General features: G+C 37.3%; 8 protein-coding genes and 1 pseudogene. 8 read left to right on the top strand and 1 reads right to left on the bottom strand.

Going from position 1 to position 12,003, the window contains the following annotated elements; genetic code table 11:
* Positions 1-22: 22 nt before the first annotated feature.
* From pyrG to ACY10D_RS08185, 3 genes are all read left to right on the top strand, one after another.
* On the top strand, positions 23-1,663 hold the full coding sequence (gene pyrG / locus ACY10D_RS08195) for a CTP synthase (protein WP_487000258.1): 1,641 nt from the start codon (positions 23-25) through the stop codon (positions 1,661-1,663).
* A gap of 595 nt (positions 1,664-2,258) precedes the next feature.
* Positions 2,259-3,611: a DUF3573 domain-containing protein gene (locus ACY10D_RS08190; protein ID WP_487000257.1), complete on the top strand. Its 1,353-nt coding sequence runs from the start codon at positions 2,259-2,261 to the stop codon at positions 3,609-3,611.
* Positions 3,612-3,686: 75 nt separating this feature from the next.
* Positions 3,687-4,157: an efflux RND transporter permease subunit gene (locus ACY10D_RS08185; protein WP_487000288.1), complete on the top strand. Its 471-nt coding sequence runs from the start codon at positions 3,687-3,689 to the stop codon at positions 4,155-4,157.
* A 176-nt stretch (positions 4,158-4,333) separates the two neighbouring features.
* Here the strand turns inward: ACY10D_RS08185 and ACY10D_RS08180 are convergent, their stop codons facing one another.
* Positions 4,334-5,599: a hypothetical protein gene (locus tag ACY10D_RS08180; protein WP_487000256.1), complete on the bottom strand. Its 1,266-nt coding sequence runs from the start codon at positions 5,597-5,599 to the stop codon at positions 4,334-4,336.
* 439 nt (positions 5,600-6,038) lie between these two features.
* On the opposite strand from ACY10D_RS08180, the gene ACY10D_RS08175 reads away from it, so the two are divergent.
* The 5 genes and pseudogenes from ACY10D_RS08175 (at position 6,039) to ACY10D_RS08155 (ending at position 11,878) form a co-directional block, all read left to right on the top strand.
* Positions 6,039-6,578, top strand: coding sequence for a fimbrial protein (locus ACY10D_RS08175; protein WP_487000255.1), 540 nt, complete (start codon positions 6,039-6,041; stop codon positions 6,576-6,578).
* A gap of 120 nt (positions 6,579-6,698) precedes the next feature.
* Positions 6,699-9,161 (top strand): annotated as a pseudogene (locus tag ACY10D_RS08170) (fimbria/pilus outer membrane usher protein).
* Between the two features lie 31 nt (positions 9,162-9,192).
* Entirely contained in the window at positions 9,193-9,804 is a 612-nt protein-coding gene (locus ACY10D_RS08165; RefSeq protein WP_487000254.1) for a fimbrial protein, read from the top strand.
* Between the two features lie 48 nt (positions 9,805-9,852).
* A complete protein-coding gene (locus ACY10D_RS08160) occupies positions 9,853-10,659 on the top strand; it encodes a fimbrial biogenesis chaperone (RefSeq protein ID WP_487000253.1) in 807 nt (268 codons plus the stop codon).
* 61 nt (positions 10,660-10,720) lie between these two features.
* On the top strand, positions 10,721-11,878 hold the full coding sequence (locus tag ACY10D_RS08155; RefSeq protein ID WP_487000252.1) for a fimbrial protein: 1,158 nt from the start codon (positions 10,721-10,723) through the stop codon (positions 11,876-11,878).
* Positions 11,879-12,003 lie beyond the last annotated feature (125 nt).

The raw sequence follows: 12,003 nt of genomic DNA, 5'->3' as shown, positions 1-12,003 counted from the left end.
AGCGCTTAATGTATTATCTTTTATGTCAACTCGTATTGAAAATCAACGTACCAAGTTTGTCTTTGTTACTGGAGGTGTTGTGTCATCTCTTGGCAAAGGGATCACAGCAGCTTCCTTGGCAACTTTATTAGAATGTCGCGGTTTAAATGTTACCTTAATGAAGCTTGATCCTTATATTAATATCGATCCTGGTACGATGAGCCCATTGCAGCATGGTGAGGTATTTGTTACCGAAGATGGTGCTGAAACTGACCTTGATTTAGGGCATTATGAGCGTTTTATACGTACCAAAATGACTAAGCGTAATAACTTTACCACGGGACGTGTTTATCAAGATGTGATAAAGAAAGAGCGTCGCGGTGATTATCTTGGTGGTACGATTCAGGTGATCCCACATATTACCGATGAGATTAAACTTAAAATCTTGCAAGGTGTTGATAATAAGGTTGATGTCGCGATTGTTGAAGTTGGCGGCACGGTTGGTGATATTGAGTCATTACCTTTTCTTGAAGCAATTCGCCAATTAGCGCAAGAGTTGGGTAAGTCACGCAGCTTGTTTTTACACTTGACATTATTGCCTTACATCAAAGCTGCAGGTGAGCTAAAAACCAAGCCAACGCAACACTCAGTCAAGGAGCTACGTTCTATTGGTATCCAGCCTGATATTTTAGTTTGCCGTTGTGAGAAAAGCTTTAGCGCTGATGAAAAGCGTAAAATTGCCTTATTTACCAATGTTGCTGAATCAGCTGTTTTTAGTGCGGAAGACGTATCAAGCATCTATGAGATTCCGCGTAAATACCATGATCAAGGGTTAGATATTTGTGTGGTCAGTCAACTTGGGCTTCATGTACGCTCAGCTGATCTGTCCGAATGGGATCAAGTGGTTTATGAGATTAACAATCCACAAAAAGAAATCACCATCGCCATGGTTGGTAAGTATGTTAGTTTAACGGAAGCCTATAAGTCATTAAATGAAGCATTGTTTCATGCCGGAATCCACAATCATGTTAAGGTTAATATTAAATTTATTGACTCAGAGGATATTGAAAAAGGTGATGTTAAAAAAGTTATCGGGAAAGTCGATGGCATTTTAGTCCCAGGTGGCTTTGGATCACGAGGCGTTGAAGGCAAGATCAAAGCAGTGCAATACGCGCGTGAAAACAAAATTCCATTTTTAGGGATTTGTCTAGGAATGCAGGTTGCCGTGATTGAATATGCCCGCAATGTATTGGGATTAAAACATGCCAATAGTACGGAGTTTGATCCAAAAGCCCAAGATATTGTAATTGGTTTAATCACTGAGTGGCAAACGGCAACAGGGGATAAAGAAATGCGCACATCGCAGTCTGATATGGGTGGCACGATGCGCTTAGGTGCGCAATTATGTCATTTGCAAAAGGACAGCTTAGCGCACAAGGTCTATACTGCAGATAGCATCAAAGAGCGTCATCGCCATCGTTATGAAGTTAATAATAATTATGTTGAAGCATTGGAGAATGCGGGGCTTGTTATTAGCGGCAAATCACAAGATAAGAAACTTGTTGAAATGGTCGAGATTCCGACACATCCATGGTTTATCGCTTGTCAATTTCATCCAGAGTTTACCTCAACTCCACGCGATGGACATCGCTTATTTGAAGGGTTTGTTAAGGCGTGTTTGTAATTACAACTAAAGGCACTCCTCTTTGTATTTGAAGGTTACTAGAGGAATAGATCAATACTAAGCATTACATTGACTGTTTTTATTGGGTTATAACTGGGGCCGAATGTGATATTTCTTCGTAATAGATTAACTGGTTCAGCAGAGCTTATGTTGGCGTCGACGCCTTTTTTATTGTTCACTAAGTGAACTCCTTTTAAGAAGTAATATTTTATGATTACTATGCAAATAACCATCATCAATTGCAAAAACGCACAACGCATATGATAAAAGATGCTAAAACTATAGGCTATCAATAATTTTCTATCTGTACTGGATGTTAACCTAATTTACACATCAGCACTAACTTACTCTGCAACAATATCATCTTTTGAAAATATCAACTGGAAACAGGTGTTGAGTATTAGTTTCTTTGAAAATCAAAAAAATTATTGCAACATAAAATTAGGCGAAAACGAGTTTTTGTCAATAGGCTGGAGGAGTGTTTTATGTGCTGTTTGGCATTTTCACCTCGTTCAACTGTGTAATAAGTAAACTAACTTACAGTGAAATCATATTCAAATCTAATAAAATTAATCATTAATGAGAAGGGGGAGTAATGAAAAAAATCCAAAAAACGTTATCTGGAATTATTTTATCATCATTGATATTGAGCTCTGCAAGTTATGCTGCTAGCTTAAATCAAGAGAATATATCTAATTTACAGTCACAAATTAAATCATTGCAGGCTCAGATTGAACAGATCGCACAAATGCAGAAAGATGCTCAAAAAAAAGCTGAGACTCAGGATAAAGCGGCTAAGTCTGTTACAGGATTCGATACGGGTAAATATTTCTTCTGGGACGATAATTTAATGACACCATTTGGAGCAGGATCTTCATCTAAAGTTCCGCTGACTTACTTAAAAGATCGAGCTGAAATGCCTGATCAATCACTAGCGCTTGGTGGTAAAATGGAATGGGATGCCACGCAGTGGTGGGGCAATAAAATTACTGTTGCTGGTAACTATAATGATTATAAGCCAGGGTTCACCAATGGATATCAATCAGGGAGAGGGCTATATCTAAATGAGGGGGATGTTTACTTTGTAGGTAATCTTAGCCACTACATTCAAACAGATTTAACCATTACAGGAACAAGTTATTCAACACCAACAATATTAGACGCCTTTGTCACATTTGGTAATTTAAAAGATACGCCATTTTACTTAACGGTGGGTAAGAATCGCTTAACCTTTGGTTCATTTGCAAATGGTGCGCCGTGGGCAGCAGGCTTCACACAAGGCTTCTTTAGGCCAAATCATAACGTGGTTTCTGCTAATTTAGGTTTCTATAAAGATGGTATCAACCTAAATGCTGCATACTTTCAGGCAAATAAACAAAGTGGTGACTTTATGTTAAGTGGTTTTTATGATGGTCACTATCAGAAGTTTATCTATGGCGGCACAATCGGTTATATGTATAATTGGCTAGGTGTGATGGGCGCATCAAGCAATGTTAACAAAGCAGTATACAACGCAGATGGCACACCAGGGCAGCAAGTGAATGATAACAGAAACGGTGTTGTTAACTTGGAAGGCTATTTTGGTTATGATATTTACACATTAAATGGTGGTGCTACAACCACGACAAACAAGGAAGATTATAGCAATAATTCAGTGCTTGGCGCGTGGTATTTGCAAGCAACAGCATCGCCAAATATTTTGGGTGAGTCAACTCAGTTCTCATTTGGTTATCAGCAAGCTTATAATACACAAAACATTCCATACCCAATTGCTGGAGATGCTTCCAAAGGACCAGAAATGTTTGGTGCCAAAAGTGAGTATGTGGCCTATATTACACGCCCAGTATTGTCTAAAAATAATTTAGTGAGCCTTGAGTATGCCTATATGGATACCTATGATCATAGACATACAAATGCATTGACCTTGGATATTACAACTTTCTTCTAAGCGATTAAGTTTATTTAAGTTTCCCATAGGTGATGCGTCTTTACCTTTCCTGTTTTTTCATTGCATCACTTATGGGTGATTTTTACTGTGCCGATGTCAATATTTGGCGCTTTACTACCACTTTATATCGGCCAAGGCTCTCATGCCGGTTTTGCATCATTAAATATTTATTCACAAGTAGGGCTTATTACGTTAATTGGTCTAATCAGTAAGCATGGAATTTTATTAGTAGAGTTTGCCAATCACGAGCAATTAAAAGGTAAAAATAAAATTGCTGCTATATTATCGTCTGCAACCTTAAGAGTTCGCCCCATTTTAATGACAAAGGCGGCAATGGTTGTTGGTGTTTCACCATTGGTTTTTGCTTCTGGTGCTGGAGCAATTGGTAGACAATCTATGGGGATGGTTATTTGTTTCGGTATGTTAGTAGATACTATTTTTACCTTGTTTGTTGTTCCTGTTATGTATATTTTTCTGGCGCAGAATAAGCAAAAGTTATTTTTGAAAAAGCAGCAACAAGCCATTGAAATTAAAGCGTTAGACTAGGTTACATGTGGTTGCTGACTTCAAGAAATTACTGCTCTAAAATATGTTTCTATGTAATGACGGCGCTTAAGGTAGTGCCATTAGTTTATATTCCCCCCGCATCTTCTAGCTGAGGGTTAATATTAAATGAGCATCATGCTATTGTTTAAAATATGAGGAGTGATATATTCCAAAACCTACGGGTTTGTTGAGATCTCATCAATTCTTGATACATGATCTCCTGAATGACCAATGCCACCCCACATTCCTTCGCTCATGGTGTATATGATTTTCTTAACATCATTTGGTTTTTTGAAATGGTATGTTGAGCCAATTGCACAAACATATCTTTTACTCACGAGACCAGTAACAGAACCAGATGGCTTCCCATCCAGATAGGTAGGCACAGAGTTAGGGCTTATGCCACAGTTTTGTAACCAAGTTCCTTGGAATAAAGAATGCGTCATTTTCCCTCTTGGACCATGCCTATAAAAAGTGAAATCTTTTGTGCTATGAGCATTTACTGTTACTGTTGGGCCAAGATAATTTGGCAAATGCCCATGAGCACCATAAAATTGACCAATTAAAGGATGAATTGTTCTACGTGTATTGTTAACTATTTCCACTGTCACATCATTGCCAGGTATGACATACCCTCGTTGATAAGTGACAGTACCAGCCATCTTGTCAATATAAATACCTATTGGCTTGCGAGTTATGCCTGTCCATGGCCAATAATGACTAAACTGGTGATCCACCTCAAAGGATAGGATATAAGTTCCTGAGTATTTGATAATATTATCTAAATCGACATGTGTACCAACACCAGTACTCCTATCAGATGAAGTAATTGTTAATGGAATTGTTTTAAGTGGAGGTGCTAAGTTGTATGTGTTTTGACCGTCTTTAGAGGCCTCTGGAACAACCTTAGTTAATCTTACTGTAACACTAGGATCTATTGAGTTAATATCAAAGCCTAGCTTAGAGCTTGCTATGCTATAGCTATATTGATCTTGCTCAGGTTTGTCTGGAACATTGAATTCAACATAGTACACATACTTTCCTTTGTCTGCGGTAACAATTTCACCATAAGGATATGTGGCATTTCTTGAAACCAAGCTTCTTGCATCACTTTTGTAAAAGCCTTGCCCCATGTTACCGTCTTCTAAAGGAGATATTCCATTTGCATCCATACCATATGCGCTATATCTTGCAAGAAAAGCCATGTTATTTTCTGAAGTAGAGTTAAGCCATGTGGGCTGAAAATCATTATATGGGCCTTTGTATACATGGTAGTTTCCATCAGGAAGATCTCCGGAGGACTGACCTAATTCAATTCCGGAAGAGCTATATCCCGTGTTATAGATTTTAAGCTTTTGGCTAACGTCACTTGATGCATAAGCAGTTGACAGGCTAGACAATATGGCAACTTGCATGGCAAATAGATACTTGATTTTCTTCATAATTTCCCCATTAATTTATACTTTAAAATCTTCAAAATACTTAAAGACTTTATCTTGAACTTGATATTTAAAATATCTCGCAATGTCATCTGCAAATTATTTGCAAAGGGCACCTAACGAAGATATCTAATGTTTAAGTCAAAGAGACTTAATTGTAAAGTGATATGAAATAGCAAAACTATATCATCTCCCCAGAGCTATAATTTCATATATCTGAAACCATCTCCAGCGAAAAAAAGTCAACGCTAACTCACTAATGGTCGTTTTTTTGGAGTTTAATGCGTATTGAGTGATATGGAAACAGGCGTTTCCTAATAGTTGTTTGCAATAAATGGTCATCGCTTGGATAATACTCTCATGAGATTGGTTTGAATCATAATCTTTATGTGTCTAATAATTATCCATTTTTAATGGTTTTCAAATATGACTGGGGAGTAAAATGAGGAAGTTAATTGCTGTATTATTTGTGATATCGCAGTGTGGTTATGCGCAAGAAAAGCATGCCACCACAGTGATACAGTTCTCAGCAACAATCAAACAGGCTTTTTGCCAGATTGATGTTGATTATGATCATAATAACAGTGATTCAAGCTATCTTCAGTTTGATGAATTTATGAGCTATAAGCATTATCAGTACGGTGATATTATTGATAACCAAATCAAATCCTTTGATATACGTTTGAAAAATTGTCCAGGGTATTTATCTCATGAGATATCAACGGTGTTTGATTATGGGCGATCAAGAAGTTTAGCTTATGTTGGTGATAATGCACATAAAGGTATCGCTTTAGAGATACTAGGTAAGAATAATCAAAAAGCCATAGGGGGGGAGCCGGTACAACCGTACCGTATAAAACACATAGGTGCGGCGGAAACAAGCCTCACCTATCGTGTTGCCATCGTTGCAGATAAGGATGGTTATATTATGCCCGTAAATCATTTATACGCATCGGTGCCTTTTGAAGTGAGAAGTGTTTAGATTCAAGTGATTTTAATCATATTTTATCATCAGCGAATCGATGAAAAAAATTTTAAATTTAGATTTAAAAATTATCAGCAGAGCTAAGTGATTATTTATTTTTGGGGAATCACTGTAATAATGAGGTCTTATGCTATGAAAGAGAAAATAATATCTTTTTTTATCCTTTCTGCCTGTGCAGGCGTAAGCTTGGCACAGAGCAAAAGCCCCGGTTTTGACACCAGCTTTTTCAATGATTTCTCAGCGCAAGATGCCAAGATGTTATCAGGTCAATTAGTCTCTGGTTTTCAAGTGTTGAATTTTCGGCTTAATGATAAGCCATTGGGGCAATATAGCGTTAATGTCATGCAAAATCCTAAAACAAATGAGCTATTAATTCAGTTAAATGGTGAAATGACCAATAAAATGCACGCCAAACCAATATTACTCAAAGCATTCAAACACGAAAAATATCAGCTGAGCAAAGCGGGCATTCAATATGTGAGTTATACCTATAATCACATGACGCAAACCATTGATATTTTAGTGCCGCAATCTTATGTCTATGATGTGAAATCCGGTGCAACAGCCCCACCTGCGTTATGGGAGTTTGGTATCTCAGGCGGTGTGATGAATTATGATATTGATGCTTCATTTAATCATGATTTTGATAATGATAATGCCAGTATTTTCGGCTCAGCACAGCTACACTATAATCTAGGGCGTTGGCAGTTATATTCTAATATGAGTGCAGAGACAAGTTATAATAAATCAAATACTACTTCTCAAACGCAAAATAATTCAAATATTACCTATACCTACGCAACAACCGTGATTCCTAGTTGGCGTAGTCGCTTAATGTTGGGGTATAACAATATTCAAAGTCATATTTTTAGTGGTAATAGTTTTTATGGTGCAACCCTTAATAATGACACTGCGATGCTGCCGCAAGATGAACAGCAATTTAAGCCAGTTGTATAGGGGGTTGCCAGTACGCCAATTACGATTGAGTTGTATCAAAATAATAAGTTGATTTATAAAACACATATAAATCCAGGACCTTATAAAATCAGTGACTATAACGCCGTTGCAGGCCTTGGTGATATTACTGAGATCGTCACAGATAATAGTGGGAATAAGACGCAATCAACCATTCCATTTCAATACGTTTCAAGTGCGCTTTATCCAGGCGTGGTGATGTACGACGCTAATATTGGCTTAATGCAGTATCACACTAATATGGAAGCTGAGTTTTTAGAGGCTGAAGTGCACTATGGTCTTAGCAATTATCTCTCGCCTTATGTCGGTGTGTTTGTCAATCCTGATTATGTTGCAGAAGGTGTTGGTACTTCGATTAACCTCGGTCAATATGGTGCGCTTAATCTCGTGACTTCAGGTTCGATGTTTAATGCAAAAACTACTCAGGGATCACGTAAGTTATACAGTGGTCTGCGTGCGCAAGTTAGTTATGATAAAAGCTTTGTTAATATGGGTAGTAGTTTTGATGTCGTTGGCTATTTTTATCAAACGCGTCATTATGTCGGTATAGATCAAGCCTTTTCACAAAGCGCTTTTTCAGCAGATGGCAATTCAGGGCAGAAAAATAATTTTAGTCTCAATATCTCACAAAGCCTATTTTGGAATATGTCTTTAAATGCCAATGTTTCCTACAGTCAACAGTGGTCAAATGACAATGAATTAACGGCAGATATTAGCTTAAATCAGTCCTTTCAAGTTTTTAACTATGGTATTTCTTATGATCAGTCAAAAGTGCTTAACGGAGTCAATCAAGGTCAGTTAAACCGTAGCATCAGTTTAAATATCAGTTTAAATTTTGGTGAGCATGGTGGCAGCTTAAATAACAGTACAGGCTATGATATGGCGTCCCAAGCACTCAATAATAATATCAGTTATGGTATAAGTTCAGACTCGGGTAAAACATCAGCTAATATCGGCTATAGCTACAGTAGACAATTACAGCAAGCAGGTAATCAAAAAAACAGTGTTAATTTTGGCGTATCTCAACAGACTAATGTTGCCAACATTAATGTTAATGGCAATATGCAGAGTTTGCGTAATTATTCAGCATCAGCCAGTATGTCAGGCGGTGTGGTTTACACGCGCTATACAGGATTGCAGTTTATGCAATATGCCAATGATACCTTTGCAGTGATCGATACAGATGGTGTGTCAGGTGTTAACGTTGATGGCTTAACTGAGACCAATTATAATGGCTATGGCTTATACAACAGCCTAATGCCTTACTATTATAATGATATTTTGTTAAGCGATACACAGCACCAAAATGGCGTGTTAGAAACACATGAAGCGTATGCGGTACCGGTGCAAGGAGCAATCTTATATCGCAAATTCAAAGCAAAAATAGGGCAATCACTGTTTATTAAGCTCGATCAGACTAAGCATGCCGATGTAAGTAAGCTAATTGATACACGTACCGGGGAAATTGCTGAGCATGTTTATGGCAATTTATATTATTTCAACACTGTCAAAGAGGGTGATCATATGCAACTAGACACTACAACGAATAAGCTTGTTAATACGATAACGATCAGCAATCTAGACCACAATCAAATAACTATTTAAAAATACAAAACAACACAACAGGAGAATTAAGATGAAAAAATATATAGCAATAATAACAACAGCCTTGGCAGCTTTAACAGTAGGCTTAGGATATGCAGGAGATAATGTTACGGTTAAATTCACAGCAACAGTTACTGCTTCTACATGCAAGATTGAAGAGGCGGGAGAAACGCAAACAGTAGATTTTGGCACTCTATCAATTAATGATTTAACTCAGTTTGAATCAGCAAAAAGCGATAATAAAGTCACAAGTAAAATGATGAACTATACAGCGCCTGCGCCTGTTAATATTAAGCTATTATGCGCCAGTAGTACGCCAAAACTATCGCTTCTCATGAATGCCCCAGCAACAAAAACAGCTGATTCTGGTAATATTTTACAATTACAAAATTCATCCAATGCAGATAGTGGCTTTGGTGTTGAGTTGTATTATGCTGCTGATCTCGATAACTTAAACTTTGGTGCTTCAACTGCAATTACAAAATTTCCTAATGCGAAACCAACTACAAGTGGAATGAATGAATATGATCTAGAGTTCACGCCACAATTATATTTCACAGATAACATTAAAAGCGCTATCCAGACAATAGCCAATGGTGGTGATTTATCTGCTAGCGTGACCATGACGATGCAATATAGTTAAGATATCGTCCATATAAGATAATAAACAAAATAATAAAATGGAGTTAGTATGAAGAAATGGTGTTATGGTATTATTTTATGGCTTGGCACGATAATGACTGCTTCTGCGCACGTTACCCCTGTGCCAACGCGGGTTATTTATCATGAGGGAGATAAGTTTACAGCGGTTAATGTTCAGAATAATGATCCAGATAATGCGTATGGTTTGGAAAGTTGGGTGGTCGCAAGTGATCCTAATAAGTCAGCACAAACAGTTAAGGGGGCAATTGATCATGAGTTTTTGATCTCGCCAAAATTTACAGTTGTTCCACCTAAAAATGAGCAGGTTGTTCTACATATTATAAAGCTTCCCAGTACGGACTTGCCTAAAGATCGTGAGAGTCTCTTTTATCTAGAGTTTCAAGAGGCGCCACCTAAGCTGGATCTTACGGAAAACACTTCAAAGAAAGGGCATTTACAAAGTGGACTGCAAATTGCGATTCACACACAGATCAAAATGATGTATCGCCCGAAAGATATTCCTGAGCTTAGCAACAGTGAGATTAAAGATAAGATTACATTCAAGCGCCATGGTAATGACATTGTATTGGATAATAATAGTCCATATATTATTAACTCATTAGGGCTTACAGATCAAATCCCTGATCAAACAACTGATAGCGATAGCAAGGTGACTAAAGCAAAACCAATTGTGATGCAAAAAGCCCAGATTTTATTACCGTTTAAAAAAACCACGCTAAAGCTAACACCCGTAGAAGTAGCTACACTCAAGAAAGTATTAGCTAATAAAAAGCCATTGTATTTAATTTATATTAATGATTATGGTGGTGAGCTTTATTCAAAGTTAGATAAATGAAGGGGGTGCAATAATGAAAATTCGCATAAATGTTATAATAAAATTTTTTTTCGTGTCAATTATGATTGTAAATTCATGTTATGCTGCGCTACATGACATTCAAGTCAATAAAATAGGGCATATTACAACATACAGTATTAATAACTTCGTTTGGACAATTCCAACTTCCCAATCTGATCCTGAGGGTAAGAATAATACAAAATTAATTTTAGTGACACACCTCAAGAGCAAACCAGAGGCCAATATATTTGCAAGTCTTGGTGCTATTCAAGGCACCTATGGTCGCAACTCAGTAGACCCTTCAAATATTTATGATAAAAATGTGATGATAACGCCTAATCAGATATTATTTTTTTCGGGTGGCTTGGTGTTAACTATGAAGTTAAAAGTTATTAGTTTACCTGACATACATATAGGTAGCGCAAAGCTTGTATCGGCTTATTCATATACTCTATCTAACTGTCATTTGGTGCCAAATTATCAGCCTAATGATGAAATTGGGTTTAAAAGTCAGATTAAATTGTATCACTTAGACCCTAATAGTTGCAGATGTACAGGGCATTGTGATGCGGCAAGTATAAGTCGTCTTAATCCGGATCTTGAAGATATAACAAGCACGGGTTCTAATCAAATCATCCTTAAGCCGGAGCTCACTGTCGAAGTAGATCCAAATCTTTTAGTCTCGCCTCAAATAATTAAGAGTAAATTGGCTGACTTTTCTATCTACTTGGGGTTTGCCTTTAGGGATATGAATTGGCGCATAAGGAATATTGTGCTCTCTCCAGTAACATGTAGTTTTAGCACTAATGAAACAAATATTTCAGGTAATATTTCACTTGAAAAGGCAAAAAAACTAGGAAGTAAAGGGGAGTTATTAGCAAAAATAGGTCTGCCATATAGCTGTACCAATGGCAAGTATACTGTACAACATTTGGGTGTGCAAATTCTCCCGCAACCTTCCGCAATGAGCGCTAATGGTGTTATATATGGGAAGAATAATGCGGGAGAAATAACGAAGCTAGGGTTTGCATTAAAACAATCTGGTTCAGAAGATATGATTCGCCCAAGCAATGCTATATATCAAGTGGCAAAAGTTAAAACAGGTGCTAGCGGCAGCTTCCATTTTGATGCGTATATGGTTCCTAATCCTACTGGAGATGTTGCTATAAAAGCGGGGGAGATTACAGGAGTTGTTAATTTAAACTTGAATTTACAGTAAACCGGTAGGTGTCAAACCAGTTATCACCTAACTTTTCTCACTAAGAACTAATTTTGCTTAGATTATGGTATTCAGTATGTACCCCTAAATCAATTAAGACTATGATATAAACCATAGATGACTAA

Source organism: Cysteiniphilum sp., from assembly GCF_057495195.1.
Note: the sequence above shows the minus strand (reverse complement) of the source record. Positions and strands in the feature narration are given on the sequence as shown.